At 65.6% G+C, this 22,022-nt stretch carries 24 protein-coding genes, 6 tRNA genes and 1 riboswitch; of the genes, 7 read left to right on the forward strand and 23 right to left on the reverse strand.

Features of this window, described 5'->3' with window-relative positions:
- Positions 1 to 80: 80 nt before the first annotated feature.
- From lgt to hisI, 8 genes are all read right to left on the reverse strand, one after another.
- A complete protein-coding gene (lgt, locus tag ABIB27_RS07460) occupies positions 81 to 1,259 on the reverse strand; it encodes a prolipoprotein diacylglyceryl transferase (RefSeq protein WP_354216692.1) in 1,179 nt (392 codons plus the stop codon).
- A 5-nt stretch (positions 1,260 to 1,264) separates the two neighbouring features.
- On the reverse strand, positions 1,265 to 2,071 hold the full coding sequence (trpA, locus tag ABIB27_RS07465; RefSeq protein ID WP_354216691.1) for a tryptophan synthase subunit alpha: 807 nt from the start codon (positions 2,069 to 2,071) through the stop codon (positions 1,265 to 1,267).
- Positions 2,071 to 3,456 (reverse strand): tryptophan synthase subunit beta, encoded by a 1,386-nt coding sequence (trpB, locus tag ABIB27_RS07470; RefSeq protein ID WP_354216690.1) that lies wholly within the window; start codon positions 3,454 to 3,456, stop codon positions 2,071 to 2,073. The genes trpA and trpB overlap by 1 nt, the downstream gene beginning before the upstream one ends.
- Positions 3,457 to 3,531: 75 nt before the next feature.
- A complete protein-coding gene (gene trpC, locus ABIB27_RS07475) occupies positions 3,532 to 4,353 on the reverse strand; it encodes an indole-3-glycerol phosphate synthase TrpC (protein WP_354216689.1) in 822 nt (273 codons plus the stop codon).
- Positions 4,353 to 4,640, reverse strand: a complete 288-nt coding sequence (locus ABIB27_RS07480) for an HGxxPAAW family protein (protein ID WP_354216688.1) — start codon at positions 4,638 to 4,640, stop codon at positions 4,353 to 4,355. Before ABIB27_RS07480 ends, trpC begins: the two co-directional genes overlap by 1 nt.
- Before the next feature lie 117 nt (positions 4,641 to 4,757).
- Positions 4,758 to 5,360, reverse strand: a complete 603-nt coding sequence (locus ABIB27_RS07485; protein ID WP_354216687.1) for a Trp biosynthesis-associated membrane protein — start codon at positions 5,358 to 5,360, stop codon at positions 4,758 to 4,760.
- The gene (locus ABIB27_RS07490; protein WP_354253748.1) at positions 5,357 to 6,925 is read right to left on the reverse strand and encodes an anthranilate synthase component I; all 1,569 of its coding nucleotides are present in this window, start codon (positions 6,923 to 6,925) and stop codon (positions 5,357 to 5,359) included. The genes ABIB27_RS07485 and ABIB27_RS07490 overlap by 4 nt, the downstream gene beginning before the upstream one ends.
- A 110-nt stretch (positions 6,926 to 7,035) precedes the next feature.
- On the reverse strand, positions 7,036 to 7,443 hold the full coding sequence (gene hisI, locus ABIB27_RS07495; RefSeq protein ID WP_354216685.1) for a phosphoribosyl-AMP cyclohydrolase: 408 nt from the start codon (positions 7,441 to 7,443) through the stop codon (positions 7,036 to 7,038).
- A gap of 134 nt (positions 7,444 to 7,577) precedes the next feature.
- On the opposite strand from hisI, the gene ABIB27_RS07500 reads away from it, so the two are divergent.
- Positions 7,578 to 8,222: a TIGR03085 family metal-binding protein gene (locus ABIB27_RS07500; protein WP_354216706.1), complete on the forward strand. Its 645-nt coding sequence runs from the start codon at positions 7,578 to 7,580 to the stop codon at positions 8,220 to 8,222.
- 65 nt (positions 8,223 to 8,287) lie between these two features.
- Here the strand turns inward: ABIB27_RS07500 and hisF are convergent, their stop codons facing one another.
- The 14 genes from hisF to ABIB27_RS07570 all read right to left on the reverse strand — a co-directional run bounded on the left by hisF (position 8,288) and on the right by ABIB27_RS07570 (position 19,401).
- Positions 8,288 to 9,064, reverse strand: a complete 777-nt coding sequence (gene hisF, locus ABIB27_RS07505; protein WP_164200665.1) for an imidazole glycerol phosphate synthase subunit HisF — start codon at positions 9,062 to 9,064, stop codon at positions 8,288 to 8,290.
- Between the two features lie 73 nt (positions 9,065 to 9,137).
- On the reverse strand, positions 9,138 to 9,998 hold the full coding sequence (gene hisG / locus ABIB27_RS07510) for an ATP phosphoribosyltransferase (protein WP_354216684.1): 861 nt from the start codon (positions 9,996 to 9,998) through the stop codon (positions 9,138 to 9,140).
- Positions 9,999 to 10,091: 93 nt separating this feature from the next.
- Positions 10,092 to 10,355 (reverse strand): phosphoribosyl-ATP diphosphatase, encoded by a 264-nt coding sequence (locus ABIB27_RS07515; RefSeq protein ID WP_028270786.1) that lies wholly within the window; start codon positions 10,353 to 10,355, stop codon positions 10,092 to 10,094.
- A 97-nt stretch (positions 10,356 to 10,452) separates the two neighbouring features.
- A complete protein-coding gene (ribH, locus tag ABIB27_RS07520) occupies positions 10,453 to 10,938 on the reverse strand; it encodes a 6,7-dimethyl-8-ribityllumazine synthase (RefSeq protein WP_354216683.1) in 486 nt (161 codons plus the stop codon).
- 17 nt (positions 10,939 to 10,955) lie between these two features.
- Positions 10,956 to 11,687, reverse strand: coding sequence for a GTP cyclohydrolase II (gene ribA, locus ABIB27_RS07525; protein ID WP_354154271.1), 732 nt, complete (start codon positions 11,685 to 11,687; stop codon positions 10,956 to 10,958).
- Between the two features lie 10 nt (positions 11,688 to 11,697).
- Complete coding sequence (gene ribB, locus ABIB27_RS07530) at positions 11,698 to 12,414, reverse strand: 3,4-dihydroxy-2-butanone-4-phosphate synthase (protein WP_354216682.1); 717 nt, start codon at positions 12,412 to 12,414, stop codon at positions 11,698 to 11,700.
- On the reverse strand, positions 12,411 to 13,046 hold the full coding sequence (locus tag ABIB27_RS07535) for a riboflavin synthase (protein WP_354216681.1): 636 nt from the start codon (positions 13,044 to 13,046) through the stop codon (positions 12,411 to 12,413). Before ABIB27_RS07535 ends, ribB begins: the two co-directional genes overlap by 4 nt.
- Positions 13,046 to 14,164: a bifunctional diaminohydroxyphosphoribosylaminopyrimidine deaminase/5-amino-6-(5-phosphoribosylamino)uracil reductase RibD gene (ribD, locus tag ABIB27_RS07540; protein ID WP_354216680.1), complete on the reverse strand. Its 1,119-nt coding sequence runs from the start codon at positions 14,162 to 14,164 to the stop codon at positions 13,046 to 13,048. Before ribD ends, ABIB27_RS07535 begins: the two co-directional genes overlap by 1 nt.
- Before the next feature lie 176 nt (positions 14,165 to 14,340).
- A riboswitch (FMN riboswitch) is annotated at positions 14,341 to 14,493 on the reverse strand.
- A gap of 40 nt (positions 14,494 to 14,533) precedes the next feature.
- Positions 14,534 to 15,214, reverse strand: coding sequence for a ribulose-phosphate 3-epimerase (gene rpe / locus ABIB27_RS07545; RefSeq protein ID WP_354216705.1), 681 nt, complete (start codon positions 15,212 to 15,214; stop codon positions 14,534 to 14,536).
- Between the two features lie 18 nt (positions 15,215 to 15,232).
- Positions 15,233 to 16,804: an RsmB/NOP family class I SAM-dependent RNA methyltransferase gene (locus ABIB27_RS07550; protein ID WP_354253749.1), complete on the reverse strand. Its 1,572-nt coding sequence runs from the start codon at positions 16,802 to 16,804 to the stop codon at positions 15,233 to 15,235.
- Positions 16,801 to 17,721 (reverse strand): methionyl-tRNA formyltransferase, encoded by a 921-nt coding sequence (gene fmt, locus ABIB27_RS07555; RefSeq protein ID WP_354216678.1) that lies wholly within the window; start codon positions 17,719 to 17,721, stop codon positions 16,801 to 16,803. The genes ABIB27_RS07550 and fmt overlap by 4 nt, the downstream gene beginning before the upstream one ends.
- On the reverse strand, positions 17,718 to 18,281 hold the full coding sequence (gene def / locus ABIB27_RS07560; protein WP_354253750.1) for a peptide deformylase: 564 nt from the start codon (positions 18,279 to 18,281) through the stop codon (positions 17,718 to 17,720). Before def ends, fmt begins: the two co-directional genes overlap by 4 nt.
- Positions 18,282 to 18,375: 94 nt before the next feature.
- Entirely contained in the window at positions 18,376 to 19,236 is an 861-nt protein-coding gene (locus tag ABIB27_RS07565) for a cytochrome (protein ID WP_354216676.1), read from the reverse strand.
- Positions 19,237 to 19,329: 93 nt separating this feature from the next.
- A tRNA-Val gene (locus ABIB27_RS07570) sits at positions 19,330 to 19,401 on the reverse strand.
- A 228-nt stretch (positions 19,402 to 19,629) separates the two neighbouring features.
- On the opposite strand from ABIB27_RS07570, the gene ABIB27_RS07575 reads away from it, so the two are divergent.
- The 6 genes from ABIB27_RS07575 (at position 19,630) to ABIB27_RS07600 (ending at position 20,601) form a co-directional block, all read left to right on the forward strand.
- Positions 19,630 to 19,702 (forward strand) — tRNA-Gly (locus ABIB27_RS07575).
- Positions 19,703 to 19,749: 47 nt separating this feature from the next.
- Positions 19,750 to 19,820: transfer RNA gene (locus ABIB27_RS07580), tRNA-Cys, on the forward strand.
- Positions 19,821 to 19,859: 39 nt separating this feature from the next.
- A tRNA-Val gene (locus ABIB27_RS07585) sits at positions 19,860 to 19,934 on the forward strand.
- 55 nt (positions 19,935 to 19,989) lie between these two features.
- Positions 19,990 to 20,062, forward strand: a tRNA-Gly gene (locus tag ABIB27_RS07590).
- Between the two features lie 43 nt (positions 20,063 to 20,105).
- Positions 20,106 to 20,177 (forward strand) — tRNA-Val (locus ABIB27_RS07595).
- 166 nt (positions 20,178 to 20,343) lie between these two features.
- Positions 20,344 to 20,601 carry an antitoxin gene (locus ABIB27_RS07600; RefSeq protein ID WP_354216675.1) on the forward strand — a complete coding sequence of 86 codons (258 nt, stop codon included), beginning with the start codon at positions 20,344 to 20,346 and terminating at the stop codon, positions 20,599 to 20,601.
- Positions 20,602 to 20,829: 228 nt separating this feature from the next.
- Here ABIB27_RS07600 and zapE read toward each other — a convergent pair whose 3' ends face one another.
- On the reverse strand, positions 20,830 to 21,867 hold the full coding sequence (zapE, locus tag ABIB27_RS07605; RefSeq protein ID WP_354253751.1) for a cell division protein ZapE: 1,038 nt from the start codon (positions 21,865 to 21,867) through the stop codon (positions 20,830 to 20,832).
- Positions 21,868 to 22,022: the final 155 nt, after the last annotated feature.

Below are 22,022 nucleotides of genomic sequence, written 5' to 3' on the forward strand. Positions count from 1 at the left end.
CCAGTCGGGCCCTGTTGCCACGACGCTGTGGTGTGTGGGCGCTCCGAGCGGTGACTCTGCTGCCCTGCCGTGCTGGCGTACTACTTGCTTGTGCCAGCCTCCGGCGCGGATTCCGTTGCCTTGTGGCGGGAATTTCCGGTCTCCGGCGATTCGGTGACGGGCTTGTTGCCGCCCTTGGACGCCGGTTCCTCTTCCGTTGGGGTGGAAGGATTTCCGGAACCATTTTGGTTATCAGGCAGATTATCACGCGATTCACTATCTGAGACATGGTCATCCGAATCGTGGACAGCAATGGCAGCGGCCGCGCGGGGCGGTTCCCCGTCGTCGTCATGTTGCACTGGAGCCACGTCGGCAACCGGAATATGTCCGTCCAAGTAGGGGGTGTCCGGCACCGGCCGCCCCTTTCGGCCCAACACGATGAAGATGATGAGGGCGGCGACCAACACAAAGATGCTGGTCCAGACGTTGAGCCTGGTAGTGATGCCAAAGAGGTTGATCTGCTCAGCCTCGTCGATGCGCATCGCTTCGATCCATACCCGACCCAGGGTGTAGTACATGGCGTAGAGCCAGAAGAGCCGGGCACGCCGGAAGTTGAACCGACGGTCCAGGGCGAGCAGGATCAGCACACCTGCAATGTTCCAGAGCGACTCATACAGGAACGTGGGGTGGAACAGGGTATCCGCTGGCGTGCCGGCGGGGAAGTTGGGGTTGTCCGGATCGATCTGAAGTCCCCAAGGCAGTGTGGTGGGGCCGCCGAAGAGCTCCTGGTTGAAGTAGTTGCCCCACCGGCCCACGGCCTGTGCCAGCAGGAGGCCGGGTGCCGCGGCATCCAGGAAGGCCGCGAGCTTCACACCGGCACGCCGGCAGCCGATCCAGGCGCCGAGGACACCCAGGACTACGGCACCCCAGATGCCCAGGCCGCCCCGCTGGATCTGCGGGATCAGCCAGAGGTCGCCTGTCCCGTCGAAGCCGGGCCCGAAGTACTGGTCCGGTGACGAGACCACGTGGTACAGGCGTCCGCCGATGATGCCAAACGGGATCGCCCAGATGACGATGTCCCAGACGCTGCCGTCGGGCGCGCCGCGCCGGGCCCACCGGACAGAGGTAAGCCACAGGCCCACGAAAATTCCGGCCAGGATGCACAGGGCATAGGCATGGATCCGCAGGGTCCCCCATGGCAACGGGATATCGAAGCCGGACCAGTCCGGGCTGGGGATACTGGCCGGCACCAGCGCGGCGGCCTGAAGGAGGATCTTCATGGTGGCTAAGCTACTTCCCTGGCGAGTCCGACGCTGAGGTCACGCGTGAGATCTGCGACGGCGGGGACACCGCCGTCGCGGATGGCGGCAACCAGCGCCGTGCCCACGATGACGCCGTCAGCGTAGGCCGCAATCTCGCGGACATGCCCGGCGTTGGACACTCCGAGGCCCACGCACACGCGTTCGGCACCGGCAGCATGAGTGTCGGCAACGAGCTGTTCAGCGCTGCTGCTGACATCCTGGCGGGTGCCCGTGACGCCCATGACGGAGACGGCGTACACAAAGCCCCGGCTTGACTTCACCGTCATGGCCAGGCGCTCCGGTGTGGACGACGGTGCCACGAGGAACACGCGGTCCAGCCCGTACTTGTCCGACGCGGCGAACCACTCTGACGCTTCATCCGGGATGAGATCCGGCGTAATGAGCCCCGCTCCCCCGGCCTCGGCCAGCCTACGCGAAAACTCGTCCACGCCCATCCGGAGGACAGGGTTCCAGTAGGTCATCACGAGCACCGCAACATCCGTGGCTGCGGTAATGCCGGCTACAACGTCGAACACGCTCTCGACGCGGAATCCGTTGGCAATGGCCTCGGTGGTGGCCGCCTGGATGACTGGACCGTCCATGACCGGGTCCGAGTAGGGAATTCCGATTTCGATCAGGTCCGCGCCATTCTTCGCCATGGCAATGCCGGCGTCGATAGTGGCCTGGACGTCCGGGTACCCTGCCGGCAGGTAGCAGACCAGGGCTGAGCGCCCGGCGTCGCGGGCGCGGTCGATGGCGGCGGCGGACTTGCTGGCCGTCTGTTCAGTCATCAGTGGTCCTCTGTTTTGTCTGCAACGGCAGCAGGAACGGCTTCAGTTTCCGCCCGGTCGGCGGGGCCCTTGGGCTTGCGGGTGGAGAGGTTGGTGCCCTTGACCTTGCCCTCCTCATCGAGCATGTCGAACCATTCCGCGGCGGTCTCCACGTCTTTGTCTCCACGTCCGGAAAGATTGACGATGATCACCGTTTCGGACGGATCGGCCTTCCCTTCGGTCAGGCGCTTGCCTACCTTGATGGCCCCCGCGAGGGCGTGGGAGGACTCGATGGCGGGGATGATTCCCTCAGTCCTGCACAGGAGCTTGAACGCATCCATCGCTTCACTGTCGGTGATGGGCTCGTAGCTGACCCGCCCGATATCGGCCAGGTAGGCATGCTCCGGGCCGACGCCCGGGTAGTCCAGGCCTGCGGAGATGGAATGGGACTCGATTGTCTGGCCGTCGTCGTCCTGCATGAGGTAGGAGCGAGCACCGTGGAGGACGCCGGGCTTGCCGAGCGTGATGGTGGCTGCGTGCCGACCGGTGTCGACGCCGTCGCCACCTGCCTCGAAGCCGTAGATCTTCACATCGGGGTCATCGAGGAAGCCGTGGAAGATGCCGATCGCGTTGGACCCGCCGCCGATGCAGGCGCATACGGCGTCGGGAAGCTTACCGGTCTGCTCCAGGATCTGGGCACGGGCTTCCTCACCGATGACTTCGTGGAAGAACCGGACCATGGCGGGGAACGGGTGCGCCCCGGCGGCAGTGCCCAGCAGGTAGTGGGTGGTGTCAACGTTGCTGACCCAGTCCCGGAGGGCGTCGTTGATAGCGTCCTTGAGGGTCTGGGAACCGTTGGTCACAGGTACCACCGTGGCACCGAGCAGCTGCATGCGGGCGACATTCAGTGCCTGGCGGCGGCAGTCTTCGGCGCCCATGTAGACAACACATTCGAGGCCGAGAAGTGCGGCGGCCGTGGCGCTGGCCACGCCGTGCTGCCCTGCACCGGTTTCCGCGATGACGCGGGTCTTGCCCATGCGCTTGGCCAGCAACGCCTGCCCCAGCACGTTGTTGATCTTGTGCGAGCCGGTGTGGTTAAGGTCCTCCCGCTTGAGGAAGATCCTGGCTCCGCCGGCGTGTGCGGAAAACCGCTTGGCCTCCGTCAGCAGTGAGGGACGGCCGGAGTAGTTCTTGTTCAGCTCCGCAATCTGGGCGAGGAAGTCAGGATCGGCCTTGGCCTTTTCAAAGGTGTCCTCAAGCTCATCAAGGGCGGCGATGAGGGATTCTGGCATCCAGCGTCCGCCATAGCCACCGAAGTATGGCCCCGGGGCGTGCTTCAGCGAGCCGCCCTGCAGGAATGCCTCCGCGGCGTTGTTATCAGCGTTCTCTGAGGGTGCGTCAACCATCAGTCTCACCGTCCTGTTCCAGTTGATCGTGCAAAAGTGTTGTGCCGCCGGCACCAGGGCCGGCGGTTGCCGGGACTAGACCCGGGCGGCGATGGCGGCAGCGCCGGCGGCCGTGAACTGGGCGATCCGCTCGCGGGGAGTGGAATCGCTCACCAGGGCTTCACCCACCAGGATGGCGTTCGCGCCGCTCGCCGCGTAGTGCGTCACGTCGTCCACACCGCGGACGCCGGATTCGGCGACGACCAGCGCTTCGGCGGGAATCAGGCCGGCGAGGGACGCGAAAACGGAACGGTCGACGTCGAGCGTTTTGAGGTTGCGGACGTTCACGCCGATGATGCGCGCCTCCGCCGCAACAGCACGTTTGATTTCCTCGACCGTGTGCGTCTCAACCAGGACGTTCATGCCCATTTCCCGGCTGAGGGCGCTGAACTCCCGGAGCTGGTTGTCGGAAAGTGCCGCCACGATAAGCAGGATCAGGTCCGCGCCGTGGGCACGGGCCTCCCAGATCTGGTATTCGTCGAGCGTGAAGTCCTTGCGCAGCAGGGGAATCTCCACCCGGGCGCGGACTGCGTCCAGGTCAGCGAGCGAGCCATTGAACCGCCGCTGTTCGGTGAGGACACTGATGACGGCGGCACCGCCGTCGGCGTACTGCGCCGCGAGTGAGGCCGGGTCCACGATGGTAGCCAGGTCCCCCTTGGAGGGACTGCGCCGCTTGATTTCGGCGATGACTTTGAGCTCGCCGCGCGGTGTGGATAGGCCGCCAAGGGCTGCCCAGGCGTCACGTGCCGGCGCTGCGGCGGCGGCCAGATCCTTCAGTTCCGCGAGGGAAACGAGGCGCTTCCTGGACTCCATATCCTCCCTGACACCGGCATTGATGTCATCGAGAACTGTTGCCATCAGTGGCCGGTACTCTTCAGCTTGCTGCCTTCGACGCCGTAGCCCGCCTTGCGCATGACGTAGCCAAGGATCAAGCCAATGACCATAACGGCGGCACCGGCGATGAAGATGGGGGTGTTGGCGATAACGAAGGCAATGGCGCAGACCAGCGCGCCAACCAGCATCACGATCACGCAGGTCCACGCTGCAGGGCTGTTGCCGTGGCCCAGATCCTGGCTGTGGTCAACGCCGTGGTGCACGGCGGATTCCGTGGCGGATTTCGACGCGGGTGCGGGTGCTTTGCTCATGTGAATCTCCTCAGGATCAATACTGCTTACATTCTGCCATTTTTTGGCCGCGACCTGCCCATCGGCGGTCCGGGCGCCGCTCGAAGCGGGTCGCGCCGTTCGGCTGCCGGGGGCGGCCTAAGTGGGATCGTCGCCGCGCGAAAGCGTGTCCCAGCCGTCGATTTCGTCCACCGGACCTGCCACCGCGGCGGAACTGCCAGCAGACGCGCCATAGGTGGACGCGTCATATTTGGTACGCGACTTCCAATACCGGCCCGCCGGGACGATCAGCAACGCGCCCAGCGCCAACAGGATACCGGCGACGACGGCGAGGGCCGGGAAGGCCGTCACTTCCGCTCCGGCACTGCTTCCGGTGACCCCGGTGGCGGCAGCAATGGAGCCCTGCGCGGCGGTCAGCGGATCAGCCAGCACCGTGGCGGCTGCGGCGATGATGCCGGCCGCGGCGAGGACCACAAGGACGGTGATGATCCACCGCGCGACCTTTCCGGCAATGGACGCGGCCAGTCCCCCGGCCAGCGCCACCAGCGCCAAGGCGGTCACCGCGGTGGCTGCCTTGCTGCCCTGGACCGGGAGGGTGTTCTGGCCTCCCGCCGTCTGCCCCACCTGGTCCGGGTCCAGGGTGATTGAGATCCAGGTCTGGGTAGTGGTGCCAAAGACAGCCAGCGCCAGCACGGCGATCAGCAGGACCAGCGTGGACTTGCGGGCCCAGACCGGCGTCATTCGACGGCCTTCCCGGGCTCAGGCAGCGACTCGGCAGCGATGTTGCGCAGCGAGGCGGCAGTGTGCACTGCCCGGAGTGGAGCGGCCGCCTTGTTCACGGTCTCCATCGCTTCAGTGGGGTTCACCGAGTCCGCCACGATGCCGCCGCCGGCCTGGACGTAGGCCCGTCCTTCGCGCAGCAGGGCGGAACGGATGGCGATGGCCATGTCCATGTCGCCGGCAAAGTCGAGGTATCCCACTACTCCGCCATAGATTCCGCGCCGGTGGGGTTCAAGCTGGTCCAGCAGACGGAGGGCCCGCGGCTTCGGGGCACCGGACAGGGTCCCGGCGGGGAAGGTCGCTTTCAGGACATCGTAGGCTTTGGCCTGCGGGGACAGCTTTCCCACCACAGTGGAGACCAAGTGCATGATGTGGCTGAACCGCTCTACCTCCATGAACTGCGTGACATCCACGGTGCCGGCCACGCAGACCTTGGACAGGTCGTTGCGGGAGAGGTCCACCAGCATCAGGTGCTCGGCGCGTTCCTTCTGGTCGGCCAGGAGTTCCTCGGCCAAGGCCTTGTCGCCTTCAACCGTCTTGCCGCGGGGCCGCGAACCGGCGATCGGGTGCGTAATGACCTCATCACCCGTTACGGTCACCAGGGCCTCCGGCGATGACCCGACGATCGTGTACTCCCGGCCGTCGGCGTCTTCGAGGCTGAAGAGGTACATATACGGGCTGGGGTTGGTGTTGCGCAGGACCCGGTAGACGTCCAGGGGCGAAGCTCCGCACTCCATTTCGAAGCGGCGGGAAATCACCACCTGGAAGACTTCACCGTCCACGATGGCTTCCTTGCCCCGGTCCAGTGCCTCCAGGTAAGCGGGTTCGGCCCAGCGCTCCTGGACGCTGGAGGCGAAGTCCAGGGCAGCGGGCTCCAGGACCGAGACCGGCTGTGCTACCGGCGTACTGACCTTGGTGAGGAGTGCCTTCACCCGGGCAACGGCGTCGTGCCAGGCTTCGTCCACGCGCTCTGAGCTGTTGTCGAAGTTGATGGCGTTGGCAATGAGCAGCACGCTGCCGTCGTGGTTGTCATGGACGGCCATGTCCGTCACCAGGTTCAGGGCGAGCTCGGGAAGGTGGAGGTCGTCTTCGGGCGGGCTGGTGAGCCGCTCCCAGTGCCGGACGGTCTCCCAGCCGAGGAACCCCACAAGGCCCGACGTGAACGGCGGAAGGCCCTCGAACCTGCTGGTCCGCAGCGCTTTGATGGTGTCACGGATGGCGTCCACCGGGTTGCCGTCCAAGGGCACACCGGCAGGGGGCTCGCCGAGCCAGTGGGCCTGGCCGTCCTTGGTAGTCAGCGTGGCCCGGGATTTGGCACCGATGAAGGAGTACCGCGACCACGTGCCGCCAACGGCAGCAGACTCCATGAGGAACGTTCCCGGCTGGCCATTCGCCAACTTACGGTACAGGCCGATGGGCGTCTCGGCATCCGCCAACACCTTGAGAGTAACGGGGATGACCCGGCTGGTGCCGGCGAGTTCGCGGAACTCCTCGAGGCCCGGGCTGATGATTCCAAGGTCCTGCATGGCTATGCTTCTCCGCCTGTTCTTGTGTCCCGCCGCGGTGGGGCGGCGTCAGTCTTATGCTGCCAAAAGTTTGGAGGCCTGGGGGCGGATTCCGCGCCAAGCCGGGTGGGTCAGAGGGCCCCGCCGGTCCGGACTTCCAACTCCCTGCCGTCGAAGCAGGTCCGGGTGCCGGTGTGGCACGCGGCGCCCACCTGGTCCACCCGTATCAGGAGGGCATCGCCATCGCAGTCCATGGCCACCGATTTGACCCATTGGACGTGGCCGGAGGTGTCACCCTTGCGCCAGTATTCCTGCCGGGAGCGGGAGTAGAACGTGACCCGGCCACTGGTCATGGTGCGGTGGAGCGCCTCATCATCCATCCACCCCAGCATCAGCACGTCGTTGGTGTCGAATTGCTGGACTACAGCAGCAATCAGCCCGGCACTGTCCCGCTTGAGTGCGGCGGCAAGGGCCGGCGAAAGCGGGCTGGTGGCGGGGGCCGGGAAAGGCTCGGGGGCGGGGGCAGGCTGTTCAGACATCAGGTCAAGTCTAGTGCCTGATCAGCGCACGCCGAATATGCACCAACCGGCATACAGGCCATGTGAACAAGGGCACCTGTCCCCTGGCGGTTCTGCTGCCCAACTTCCCCGCTCTCGTGCTAGTTTCACAAGTGATGCATTTCGTCGACCCGTCCCGAGAAGTCCTAGCCGAAACCCTGCTGGCGGCCGGCCCTGATGCCCCTACCCTCTGCCGGGGCTGGCGCACCAGGGATCTTGCCGCGCACCTCTACCTGCGCGAACGTAAGGCCGCTGTGGGTCTGGGCCTCATACTCAAGAGCCTGTCCAAGGCCTCCGATAAGGCAACTGCCAAGCTCGCCGGGAAGTTGAAGACCTCGGACGACTACTCGAGGCTCGTCAAGACATTCCGCGCCGGGCCCCCCGCCCTGTCGCCCATGAACATCAAGGCACTGGACGAGAGCTCCAACCTGATCGAGTACTTCGTCCACACCGAGGACGTCCGCCGGGCCGTTGACCGCTGGGCTCCGCGGGCATTGGATGAGGCCTACTCGGATGCCTTGTGGGACGAGCTCATCAAACGGGCCGCCATCCTGTACCGCGGCGTCGACCTTGGCATCGTGCTGGTGCGCCCCTCGGGCCCCCGGCACGTGGCCAAGCGGGCACCCGTTTCGGTGGCAATCGTCGGCGAGCCTGGCGAACTTCTGATGCACGCCCACGGCCGGACCCAGCACGCCCTGGTCACCTTCGAGGGCCAGCCGGACGCCGTCGCCCTGCTTCAGTCAGCCGAAGTCGGCCTCTAGGTTTCGGCAAGCTCAACCACGGATCCCGGGTGATTGAGCTTGTCGAAATCCAGGCTAAACCCCCGCTAGCGGACTTCGAAGCCTGCTTCGCGGATGGCCTGCTTGACCTGGGACATCATGTTGTCCGGCCCCCAGTGGAAGATCGAGGCGGCCAGGACCGCGTCGGCCCCCGCAGCTACCGCCGGTGGGAAGTGGGCCGGCTCCCCTGCCCCGCCTGAGGCGATGATCGGCACTTTTACAGCGGCCCTGACCAGGCGGATGAGCTCCAGGTCGAAACCGTCCTTGGTGCCGTCAGCGTCGATGGAGTTCAGCAGGATTTCCCCGATGCCGCGGTCTGCCGCTTCCTTGGCCCACTCGATGGCGTCGATTCCCGTGCCGGTGCGCCCACCGTGGGTGGTCACTTCAAAGCCCGACGGCGTGGGCTCGGAGCCGGGACGGGTCCGGCGTGCGTCGACGGACAGGACCAGCACCTGCGAACCGAAGTGCCGGCTGATCTCGTTGATGACGTCCGGACGTGCGACGGCGGCCGTGTTGATGGACGCCTTGTCCGCGCCGTAGCGAAGAAGCTTGTCCACCTCGGCGACGCCACGGACACCCCCACCCACGGTCAGCGGGATGAAGACTTCCTCGGCGGTGCGCCGGACGACGTCGAATGTGGTTTCGCGGTTGCCGGAGGATGCGGTGACGTCCAGGAACGTCAGCTCATCGGCACCAGCGTTGTCGTACCGGTGGGCGAGCTCCACAGGGTCGCCGGCGTCACGGAGGCCCTCGAAGTTGATGCCCTTCACGACGCGTCCGGCGTCGACGTCGAGGCACGGGATGACTCGTACAGCTACAGCCATGGGTACTCCTGGAATTCTCGGGTGGATACTGCGGCGCCGCGCGGCCTGGGTGGAAGGCTCAGACGCGAAGGGCTCAGATGCGGCAGGCGTGGATGCTGCTGACCAGGATGGCGCGGGCGCCGAGGTCGTAGAGCTCATCCATGATCCGGTTGGTTTCCTTCTTCGGAACCATGGACCGCACAGCCACCCACTCGGAGTCGCGCAACGGCGAGACGGTGGGAGATTCCAGGCCGGGAGTCAAGGCAGCTGCCTGCTCCACCAGTTCCTTGCGGATATCGTAGTCCATGAGGACATACTGGCGTGCCACCAGGACACCCTGGAGGCGCCGGATGAGTACGTCAATTTCCTTGGCGGTGCCGTTCGCGGCGCCGCCTTCTCCGGTGCGGCGGATCAGGACGGCCTCGGACTTGAGAATCGGATCGCCGAAGATCTCCATACCGGCAGCCTTGAGCGTGTTGCCGGTTTCGACGACGTCGGCAATGGCGTCCGCGACGCCCAGCCGGACGGAGGACTCGACGGCGCCATCAAGCCGGACCACTTTAGCGTTCACACCGCGTTCAGCGAGGTAGCCGCGAAGCAGGCCGTCGTAGCTGGTGGCAAGGCGCTTGCCTTCCAGCTCTTCCACTGCGGCGAAGTCGCCCACCGGTCCCGCAAAACGGAACGTGGAGGCAGCGAAGCCCAAGGGCAGCAGTTCTTCGGCTTCCACCTCAGCGTCCAGCAGCAGGTCGCGGCCGGTGATGCCGACGTCGAGCGTTCCCCGGCCGACGTAGACGGCGATGTCGCGCGGACGGAGGAAGAAGAACTCAATGTCGTTGTCCGGGTCCATCATGACCAGCTCCCGGGTGTCGCGGCGCTGGCGGTAGCCGGCTTCGGACAGCATGGCGGAGGCGGCTTCGGACAGGGAACCTTTGTTGGGGACGGCTACTCGCAGCATGGGGGTCTTTCTTGGTGGGGAGGTCTAGTTGATCAGGCAAACGGGCCACGCAGGGCACGGGCAGGCCGGGAATGACGCACCGTGCCGCAGTGGCTACAGATGCTTGTAGACGTCTTCCAGGGTCAGGCCTTTGGCGAGCATCAGAACCTGCAGGTGGTAGAGCAGCTGGGAGATTTCCTCGGCCGCGGCCTCGTCGGATTCGTACTCAGCGGCCATCCAGACTTCGGCTGCTTCCTCCACGACTTTCTTGCCGATGCCGTGGACACCGGACTCCAATTCAGCGACGGTGCGGGAGCCTGCCGGCCGGGTGGCTGCCTTCTCACTCAGTTCAGCGAACAGCGTCTCGAAATTCTTCACGCCCTACAGCCTACTTGCTGCGGGCCTGACGGCGCCTGTCGGTCCGCCGCATGACGGGCACGATGTGAGTGAAGACACAGCGCGCCCGCCCGCATTGCTACTTGTATTGCTTCAGGAGGACGGCCGTGGCCAAGGCGGCCGTCACTGCTTCGTGGCCCTTGTCCTCAGTGGAACCGGGCAAGCCTGCGCGGTCCAGGCCCTGCTGCTCCGTATCGCAGGTCAGCACGCCGAAGCCCACTGGCACTCCGGTGGACACGCTCACGTCGGTCAGCCCCGACGTCGCAGCCTGGCAGACGTACTCGAAGTGTGGCGTGCCGCCGCGGACCACGACGCCGAGGGCCACCACTGCGTCAAAGTGCGGTGCCAGCCGCGCGGCAGCGACCGGAAGCTCGAAGGCTCCCGGAACGCGCAGGACGATGGGCTCGCTGATGCCGGCGTCCTTGGCGGCGCGCAGGGCCCCGTCGAGGAGGCCATCCATGATCTGGGTATGCCAGCTGGCAGCCACAATGGCCAGCCGCAGCTGCGACGTTTCCGCAGGGTTGAGGGTGGTGAGGTCAATATCTGGTGCGCCGTGTCCGCTCATGCGTGAATCTGGTCCGTTCAGTTTTGGTCGTGGTCGAAATCGTCGGCGGCGCCGCTTGGCACCGTGACAATGTGTGTGTCCAGCGTCAGCCGGTGCTCCATGCGGTCCTTTTTGGTCTGCAGGTAGCGGATGTTCTGGTCACGGGACGGCACCTCGGTGGGCACCATTTCCACTACCTTCACGCCGGCTTTGGCGAGCCTGTTCTTTTTGTCCGGGTTGTTGCTCAGGAGCCGGATCTCGTGGAGGCCCATCTCGGCCAGGATCTGGGCGGCCGCCTTGTAGCAGCGGGCGTCCACCGGCAGTCCCAGCTGTTCGTTGGCCTCCACGGTGTCAAAGCCCGCTTCCTGGAGGGCGTAGGCCTTGATTTTGTTGGCCAGGCCTATCCCCCGGCCTTCCTGCCCGCGCAGGTACAGCAGCGTGCCGCCGAACTCGTTGATCAGCTCCAGGGCATAGGCCAGCTGTTCGCCGCAGTCACAACGGTAGGAGCCGAAAACATCGCCGGTCAGGCACTCGGAATGTAGCCTGACCAGCGGAGCAACGCCATCCTTGGGCGGGTTGGGCGAGCTCACCGCCAGGTGCTCGACGCCCGTGACCAGGTCTGTCCACGCTTGGGTGATGAAATCGCCAAAGGCCGTGGGCAGCTGCACAATCGGACCGCCGCTCACGGGGTGGTGGGTCCGGCCATTGCCGGCCGCCCCCTGATGGTGGCCGTTCTGGTGGCTGTCGTCCGAAACTCCGGAAGCCGTCATCATTACTCCTCTACTCCGCCCGGGCGTCCGGCCCGGTGTCACTGTCGGCGGAAGACCCGGCCCCTGATTCAAGGTAAGCCACCAGATCCTCAATCGAGATCAGGGGGCACCCATGTTCAGCGGCAAATCCGCGCAGCCCGTCGAGCCGCATCATTTCACCGTCGTCGTACACAACCTCGGCGATCACGCCCACGGGCTCCAATCCGGCGAGCCGGCAGAGCTCCACGGCCGCTTCGGTATGGCCAGGGCGTTCCCGCACTCCTCCGTTAACTGCCCGGAGCGGGAAAATATGCCCGGGCCGGGTCACGGCCGACGGCCCGGCGCCGGGGTCTGCGAGGACGCGGGCCGTGAGGGCCCGGTCCGTGGCGGAGATTCCGGTGCTGACACCCACCGCCGCGTCGCAGGAAACGGTGTATGCGGTGCCTTTCGCGTCCTGGTTCACCGCCACCATCGGCGGCAGCGCCAGGGCGTCGGCGCGGTCGCCGGTGAGCGGGACGCAGATGACGCCTGAGCTGTACCGGATGGTCCAGCCCATCAGTGCCGGCGTTGCGTGCTGCGCCGCGAAGATGATGTCGCCTTCGTTTTCGCGGTCCTCGTTGTCCACCACCAGCACGGGCCGGCCGGCGGCCATGGCACGGATGGCGTCTTCCACGGGGTCCAGGCCCGGCGTGGGGCCAGGTACGGCCGTTGCCTCGGTTGCCGGCTCGAGCCGGATGGTCGCGTTCATCGGGTGCCTCCGTTTGCTGCGCTGGTGCTGAATGCCAGCAGGCGTTCGGTGTATTTGGCCAGCACATCCACTTCGAGGTTGACCCTGCTGCCGGTGATCTTGGCCCCCAGGCCAGTCTCGGCCAGAGTGGTGGGGATCAGTCCCACTTCGAACCAGGGCTCTGGCTCCGCCGCCGGACTGACCGCAGTCACCGTGAGGGAGACGCCGTCGATCGCGATGGAGCCCTTTTCCGCGATGTAGCGGGCCAGGTTGGCCGGCACACCGAACCGGAGGCGTTCCCAGTTACCCAGGGCCTCGCGCTCCAGAAGCTGTCCGACGCCGTCCACGTGGCCTTGGACTACGTGGCCGTCCAGCCTGCCGCCGGCCGGGACGCAACGCTCAAGGTTGACCGAATCGCCGGCGGCGAGCTCGCCGATGGTGCTGCGCACCAGGGTTTCGCCCATCACGTCAACGCTGAATTCCTTGCCGTCAATCTCGGTGGCAGTCAGGCAGACGCCGTTGACGGCAATGGACCCGCCAAGGGCCAGCCCGTTGGTGGTGCCGGGGGCGCTCAGGCGGAGGGTCGCGCTGGCATCGCTGTCCCGCTCAACAGACAGCACGTGCCCTTGTTCGGCAATAATTCCGGTAAACATCAGTAGCCTCCCATGGCTGGTTCCGCGGCAGTGCGGGATGGTTGTGGTTCCAAAGCTTCGACTGGTAATGGGCGGAGATGCAGCCGGAGGTCACAGCCCAAAGTCTGCACCGCGCCGCCGTCGGACGCGTCCCATTCCCAGTGCCTGGCGTCGGCCAGTGTGTTGATTCCGAGGCCGTTCAGGGCGGGCGTTCCGGAGCCCAGCAGGGTGGGCGCCAGGTAGACAATGAGTTCGTCCACGAGCCCGGCGGCCAGGAATGAGCTGAGGATGCGCGAGCCGCCTTCCACCATGACATGGCGGATTCCCTCCGCGTACAGGGACGACAACGCCTCCTGTGGATCCCGGGTGGACAGGTGGAGAACGTGGCCGTCGTCGCCGCGGATCGCAGCCTCCACGGGGATCTCCCGCAGGCCCATCACCGCGCGCAGCGGCTGCTTGCCGGACGTGGCTCCCGCCGCGTCACGCGCAGTGAGCCGGGGATTGTCCACCAGCACGGTCTGGGTGCCCACCAGGATGGCGTCGATCCGCCGCCGCAGCCCGTGGTTGTCAGCGAGCGACTCCGGGGACGAGATCCATTGGCTCGTCCCGTCCTCCGCCGCGATTCTACTGTCCAGGGTCTGTGCGATGTGGAGGGTCACGAACGGCCGGCGTGCCGCCACGGCCAGGAACCACTGGCGGTTCAGCTCCAGGGCCTCGACTGCGGCGAGCCCGCTGCGGACCCGGACACCAGCTTCACGAAGGGTTGAGGCACCGCCTGCCGCAGGGTCATGCGGATCGTCGACGGCGTACACCACGTCTTCGATTCCGGCGCCGATGATCGCCTGGGTGCATGGCCCGGTGCGGCCACGGTGGTCGCAGGGCTCCAAGGTGATCACCATCGTGCAACCGCTCAGATCCATGCCGGCTGCGGCGGCCTGCGAGATCGCGTCCGCTTCAGCGTGGGGGGTCCCGGCGCCCCGGTGGTACCCGGTCACCAACTGCTGCCCGGACGCGCCAATGACGACGGCGCCCACCAGCGGATTCGCGCCGCGCGGCCCCTGCAGGGCTGCTTCGAGCGCAGTGTCCATGGCGGCGGTTTCGGCGCTGCTGAACGCCGCGACGTTCTCGGGCGGGGTCATGGGGCGGCCACCGGGTAGGTGGCTTTGGCGTCCGTTTCATGGGACAGCCTGGCTTCAAAGAGCCATCGCAAAGGGTTCATGTTTGTGTGTCGTTCCTTCCCTCTAGAACCGCGATGGCTCCGGGGGTATACGACAGCAGAAGGCTGCGGCATCGCCAGGACGCCGCAGATACAGCTGTACGTGCTTCTCTCATCCAGACTTTAACTGTCGGTACCGGAATTTCACCGGTTCAACCGTCCGCCGGTCCCTCCCTGGTGGGGAAAGCGCCGGCTCGCGGGTCGCGGACTATCACCGCCGGTTCGGACTTACACCGACCCCGGAGCACGTAATGTGTGTTGCTATCCTCCCACAACCCATAGGCAGTTCAGACTATTCCCCGGACCCCGCACGTAACTTAAGGCTTCCTGCCTCCCGAAGGCGTGCGATGGCTGCCCCGGGGTCCGCTGCACCGTAGACAGCCGAGCCGGCCACGAAGACGTTTGCCCCGGCTTCTGCTGCCCTAAGGATCGTGTCCTCGGTAATGCCACCGTCCACCTGGAGGGCAACGTCCAGCCCGGAGCCGTCAATGGCCGCACGGGCGCGGCGGATCTTGGGCAGGGTCAGGTCAAGGAACGCTTGGCCGCCGAAGCCCGGCTCCACCGTCATGATCAGGAGCATGTCCAGTTCTTCGAGCATGTCCAGATACGGTTCCACCGCGGTGGCCGGCCGCAGGGCCATGCCGGCCTTGGAACCCCTGGCCCGTAGTTCCCGGGCCAGCTTCACGGGGGCAATGGAGGCTTCAGCGTGAAAAGTCACCGAGGCCAGCCCCGCGTCGGCAAACCCCGGCGCCCAGCGGTCAGCGTCGGAGATCATCAGGTGCGCATCCAGCGGAACCGGGCTGACGGCCTGAATCCGCTGGACCACCGGCAGGCCGAGGGTGAGGTTTGGCACAAAATGGTTGTCCATGACGTCAACGTGGACGGCGTCGGCGTTGCTTATCCGCCGCAGTTCGGCTTCAAGGTTAACGAAGTCGGCGGACAGAATGCTCGGGTTGATGCAGCATTGCGGCATCGGTGAACCTTTCACGGGTCAGGCCTTCTTGCGGATGAGGGCCAGGAACATGGCGTCGGTGCTGTGGATGTGCGGCCAGAGCTGCGCCGTCGAATCGTGGCCGGCCCCCAAGTTTCCGGTGAGGCTTACGCCGTCCAGCACTGCGCCGGCGTCCAACAGCTCCAGGTCCTCGCGTTTCCGGAGGGCGTCCGTGACGACGGCCGTGGTTTCGGCAGGGTGCGGCGAACAGGTCACGTAGGCAACCACTCCGCCGGGGCGGACGGCATCCAGTGCGGACTTGAGGAGGGCGCGTTGCAGCGGGCCCAGGTCTGCCAGGTCCTTGGGCGTGCGGCGCCAGCGGGACTCCGGTCGGCGGCGAAGCGCGCCGAGGCCGCTGCAGGGGACGTCCACGAGGACCCGGTCGAAGGATTCGGGCTGTTCAGTACCCAGGTCACGGCCGTCGCCGGTCCTGACGCGCCATACGTCCCTCGGCACCGCGGACAGTGCCTGGCTCACCAGCTTGGCACGGTGCGGGGCCGGCTCGTTGGCGAGCAGCGTTGCACCTTGTTCGTTGGCCAGGGCACCGAGCAGGGCCGCCTTGCCGCCCGGACCGGCGCACATATCCAGCCAGGCTTCGTCGGCGGCTCCTGTCCCGTCCGCACCGTGGCTGCGGGGACCCAGGTCCACTGCCGCCATGGCCCGGGCCACCAGCTGCGAGCCGACGTCCTGGACCCTGGTGCTGCCTTCGCGCACCGAGGCGAGCCGGCCCAGGTCGCCGCCGCTGGAGAGCGCTGAGCCTTCAACGAGTTCGCCGGGGGTAGCCCCGTTGTCCAGGGCCTCATCGAGACTTCCCAGACCCGGCAATGCGACGAGGTTGACCACCGGAGCAGCGTTGTCAGCCTCCAGCAGGTCATTGATCTCCGTGGCGGAACGCCCGTGGGCCACCAGTGACTGGCGCATGGCCCGGACAATCCACTCGGGGTGGGCGTAGCGGATGGACGCTACCTTGGTTTCATCGGTTTCGCCGGCCACGAGGAGCTCAAGCCATTCCTCCAGGGTGTGTGCCGCAACCTTCCGCAGCACAGCGTTGATCAGGGCCGACGGGCCGGCGCCGATCACAGCGCGGGCCAGGCCAACGGTCTGGTCCAGGGCAGCGTGCGCAGGAACGCGCATGGCCAGCAGCTGATGCGTGCCGATCCGCAGGGCATCAAGGATGGCGGGGTCGAGCTGGTCCAGCGGGCGGTCCACACACCGGGCCAGGACTGCATCGTAGGTGCCTTGGCTGCGCAGGGCCCCATAGCTCAGCTCAGTGGCGAAGCCGGCGTCGCGCTTGTCCAGGCCATGATGGCGGATGCGGGACGGCAGCACCAGGTTGGCGTAGGCATCCTCGGCGGCTACCGCACGCAGGACTTCAAAAGCCACCAGGCGCGCCGGATCCGCCCGGCGGGTACGCTGTCCGGGAGCATTCTCGGTAAAGCTCTTTTGGGAGCTTCGATTCCGCTCGCGGCCCTGGGCGTTGCGCGTGCTGGAATCGCGCGGCCCGCCCTTGCCCCGGCCGCTTCCGCTGCCACCCCTGCCACGGCCGCCTTCATTCCCGCCGGACTCGCTCATACGAACACCACGCTTTCAAGTGACGCCATGCCACGGGCCCAATCGGCCGCGGCCATCATTTTTTTACCTGAGGGCTGGATCCGCGTCAGCTCCACCGCGTGGGACCCGGTCCCCACCAGGACACCTTTCCCCTCGAGGAAGACTGCGCCAGGCTCCAGGCCAGAGCTATCAGGCCGGAGCCGGACCGGTTCAATTTTGACCCGGTGACCGTCCAGCGTGGTCCAGGCGCCGGGCTCAGGGGTTACGCCCCGCGCCCGCCTCCCGACGGCCAGGGCCGGCTGCTTCCAGTCAAGCCTGCCGTCGTCGATGGTCAGCTTGGGTGCCAGCGAAACGTCGCCGGCCTGTGGCTGCGGAGCTGCCTTCCCTGCTTCCACTGCGGACAGTGTCTGTGCGAGCAGGACAGCCCCGCCGTGGGAAAGCCGCTCCAGCAGGGCCCCCGCGGTGTCGTCCGGACCAACTCTTTCGGTCAGCGTCCCGAAAACGGGGCCGGTGTCCAGTCCTTCCTCCAGCAGGAAGGTGACGGCGCCGGTGACATCGTCGCCGGCAATGACAGCCCGCTGTACGGGGGCAGCCCCGCGCCATGCGGGCAGGAGGGAGAAGTGCAGGTTAATCCAGCCATGCGGCGGAACATCGAGGGCGGCGCGGGGAATCAGGCCACCGTAGGCCACGATGACTGCCACGTCCGGCCTGGCTGCGGCAATCTGCGCGGTCACAGCGTCATCAACCCGGGTGGCGTGGATGACGTCGATCCCCAGCTCGGCGGCGCGGGCGGCAACGGACGAAGGCGTCAGCAAACGCTTGCGGCCAACCGGCGCGTCCGGGCGGGTCAGGACTGCAACGACATCAAAGCCAGCAGCGACCAAGGCGTCCAGCGACGGGACCGCGACGGCCGGGGTGCCGGCGAAAAGTACCCTCATGCGGTGGGGCCACCGCCGAAGCTGGATCCCACTGTTTTGGCACGTTTCGCCGTCGTGCGTTCCGTAATGGCGTCATAGTTCGCATTGCGGATGGAACGGAGCGCACTCTTCCGGTCGTCGCCTTTCAGGCGGTCAGTGTAAAGGATGCCGTCCAGGTGGTCGGTCTCGTGCTGGAAGCAGCGGGCCAGCATGCCCTCGCCTTCGACGGTGACAGGATCGCCATTGAGGTCAACGCCGGTAACCTTGGTGGCCCGGAACCGTCGGACCGGAAATCCCAGCCCGGGGATGGAGAGGCAGCCTTCCACCTGGTCGGGCTGGTAGTCGTCGCTGTTTTCCAGGACCGGGTTGATGACGTGGCCGTCTCTGCCGCCCACGCGGTAGGTGAAGACGCGCTGGCTGACACCGATCTGGGGAGCGGCGAGGCCGGCTCCCTCCACGTCCTCCATGGTTTCCGTCATGTCTGCAACGAGCTTGGCGAGCTCAGGCCCGAATTCCGTCACAGGATCGGCCACTGTGCGGAGCACGGGATCTCCAATGATGCGGATATTCAGAATGGCCATGTGCTGTTTTTCCTCACGGTGGGGTTGGTGAACCTATCCAGTTTAGGTGCAGCACCATCTCTGTCTGGACTGCACCGGCGCTCATCCGGCACTGCTAGGCAGTGCGGACTTGTGCTGACGGAGGCGGAGCCACCGGAAGGAGGGCCGTGCCGGCGGCCAGGGTATCGGCGGACAGTTCCCAAACGCGCCGCAGGGCGCAGAACTTCCACCAGTGGTGCTTGAGGACGTCCGGGTTGGCCCGGACGGGACGGACTTCGGTCTCACCAATGGCCACGGCAAGGAGCAACGGGTTTTCGCCGTACTTCCATGGCTCCCATTCGCCGGTGATCGGGTCCACCAGGCTTTCCTCAGCCTTCATGCCGGCAACGAGCTGCATGACCACCTTGTCATCCAGCGGCTTGACGGTACCGTCCCGTGTGGTGCCTTTGGTCTTGTAGTCGATGAGGCAGATCCGGCCGTTGATGCGGGCCACGAGGTCAAGCGTCCCGGCATAGCCCACCGACTTGTTCCAGACGGTGATTTCAGGCGAGATGGGTTCCACATCGTAGAGTTCCCACCACTCATCAAACCGGAGGGCAAAGGCTTCTTCCCCGTTGGCAGCGAGTGCCTCGCGGGTTTCCTTCATGGCATGCGGCCGCCCCAGGGCCCGGAGCGATACCTGCTCGCAGTAGTTGTGGACCCGGTCACCGCGCTTGGCGGCGTCGTCCCTATACGTCTCGGCCGCCTTCGAGGCCCGGTTCACAGCCTGCCGGATTTTCGCCGGGCTGCCCAGGCAGTCCGCAAGCAGCGGATCCTTCGCCAGGCTGCTGGCGCCCATATAACCAAACCAGCCATCCAGCCCGTGCGGCTGCTGGCCGATCACGGTGGTGATGGACGGAACGGCAAACTGGTCGGAAGTGGACCGCGCGTACATGCGGCCGTATTCCGTGGCGTGGGCAAGGAGTGGATCAGTCATGCAACGACTCTTTCACAGGGGGCTGACAAAGTGGGGGGCACAAAAAAGGTCCGCCTCCGCTCGGCTTGAGCGGAAACGGACCTGATTCCTCGGTGGGCGATACTGGGTTCGAACCAGTGACCTCTTCGGTGTGAACGAAGCGCGCTACCACTGCGCCAATCGCCCCGATGCCTTTGAATGCTAGCCGACCAGGCGGGGTTTATGGAAATCGAGATGGGGCGGACCGCGAATTACAGGCCTGTAATTCGCAAAATCCCCTAGATTGCAGGGATCCAGGGGTCCCGCCAAGATCGAAGGACGCGCGATTTGGAGATTCTCAGAACCTCCTATAGAGTTCTTACTCGTTGGAACGCGAGGAAATGCCCGAAACGGTATGGAATCCACACTCCAAATGCGGACGTAGCTCAGCTGGTAGAGCACCACCTTGCCAAGGTGGATGTCGCGAGTTCGAATCTCGTCGTCCGCTCGCAGGACACTGTCAAGGCAATGGATCTTCGGAACCGGCGCTTGCACGGTGGGTTGGCCGAGAGGCGAGGCAGCGGCCTGCAAAGCCGTACACACGGGTTCGAATCCCGTACCCACCTCGGTGAAAACCATGGTTTCCGGTTCACGCCGGACGAAATGGGCGATTGGCGCAGCGGTAGCGCGCTTCCCTGACACGGAAGAGGTCACTGGTTCGATCCCAGTATCGCCCACCAAGCAAGGCAACTTGCTTAATGCAGTGCATCCGGCGCGCCGGACAGTGCTTCATACGCGGACGTAGCTCAGCTGGTAGAGCACCACCTTGCCAAGGTGGATGTCGCGAGTTCGAATCTCGTCGTCCGCTCTCTTCTCCCTGATACACCCCACTAAACCGGTCGCCCGGTTCCGGGCGATTGGCGCAGCGGTAGCGCGCTTCCCTGACACGGAAGAGGTCACTGGTTCGATCCCAGTATCGCCCACAGCAGCAGCTCCCCCGTGAGCTGCTTTTTCTTGCCCTTTTGCTCCATCCCCCGATCCGCTGCCAGCGAACGGCCAGTACGCCCGATTTCCTTGGCACGCCCAGGAGTCAGGGCTAGGATCGATTTCGGAGGAGCGACCTGGCTCCGCGATTGAAGGGAGGTGCTCGTGGGACTAATTGACGATCTCAAGGGCAAGGCTCAGGGTCTGATCCATGGCAACGAGCAAGCCATCAAGGACGGCATCACCAAGGCCGGGGATTTTGTGGACACCAAGACCGGCGGCAAGTACGCCGGGCACGTAAACAAGTTCCAGGATGGCGCTTCCAAACTCGTCGACAAAAATGACGGAACCCCCGGCGAGACCCCTGCCAGCGAGCAGGTTCCGCCAGTCAACCCGGTTCCGCCGGTTGACAGGGCTCCGTAACAAGGATTCGGCCGGGGTTTTGCCCTGGTACGTCAAGGAGGTGCGGGTCCCGCCGGGAGGCGGCACCCGCACCTTCGGCGTTTAAGTGGGAGCGGGTTTACCGAATAACCATCGTGGGCTCCCCGGGGCTTTCCCCGTGAGATGGTCCATTCCCGAGGGGAACGCCACGGGAAATAGTCCATCCGGCGGGGAAGGCCGTGCCCTGCCAACAGGGCGGCCGCACCAAGCCTAGGACGGTTCGTGGTTCTGGCCCTCGCGTGCGAGGGCCGTCAGGCGCGACACGGCACGGTAATACTTTTTGGTGTACCCGCCCTGCATCATTTCCTCGGTGAACAGCTGGTCGAAGGGAACCCCGCTGGCCAGGATCGGCACATCCTTGTCGTAGAGGCGGTCCGCCAAGACCACAAAGCGCAGGGCAACGGCCTGCTCGGTGATGGTTTCCACGTTCCGCCACACCACACCGTCGATGCCGTCGATGAGCTGCCTGTACCGGCTCGGGTGCACACCGGCGAGGTGTCCGATCAGTGCGCCGAATTCATCCTGGGCCACCGTCTTGCCGTCAAACTCGGCCTTCATCTGGGCCGAGAGCTGGCTGTTTTTCAGCGGCGCCGGGGCGGCCGGCAGGCCTCGATGGCGGAAGTCCTCCCCGTCGATGCGGATGACATCGAACTGGTCCGCCAGGACCTGGATCTCACGGGCGAAGTCGACGGCGGCAAATCGACCGTCACCCAGCGAGCCCGGCAGGGTGTTGGATGTCGCAGCAAGTTTGACGCCGGCGTCGGCCAATTCACGCATCAAACGGGACATCAGTACTGTGTCGCCAGGATCATCGAGCTCGAATTCGTCGATGCACACCAGTTTGTAGTGGCTAAGGGCCTCAACAGTCTTGCGGAAGGACAGGGCGCCCACCAGGTTGGTGTATTCCACAAAGGTGCCGAACGCCTTCGAGCCAGGGGCGGCGTGCCAGAGTGAAGCCAGCAGGTGGGTCTTGCCCACGCCGAATCCACCATCCAGGTAGATCCCTGCCCTTGTTTCGACCTTCTTGGCGAAGAGCTTCTTGAACAGCCCGGCGCCGTCGCCTGCTCCGACACCGGCGGCGAACGCTTCCAGCGCCTTGACCGCCCCGGCCTGCGAGGGCTGGTTGGGGTCCGGCCGGTAGCTGGCAAAGGAGACCTGGCCAAACCTCGGCGAAGGAAAAAAGCCCTTGAGGAGCTCATCCACCGACACCGCCGGAGTGCGTGCGGCGAGCTGTTCGATCTGTACCAAGGTGGTCCGTTCTGCTGGTGGGATGTCCCCAGAAAGGATACCGGCAATGGCCCGGGCCTCCCCCGCCGGGCTGCCGTCTATGACCCTGGCGTGACAAAGAGCATATGTCCCCCTGTTAACACGGAGCGGACACGGGGGCGTGCCGTGGCTAGGGT

Source organism: Arthrobacter sp. UYEF21, from assembly GCF_040546085.1.
In the GTDB taxonomy this organism is placed as follows: domain Bacteria; phylum Actinomycetota; class Actinomycetes; order Actinomycetales; family Micrococcaceae; genus Arthrobacter.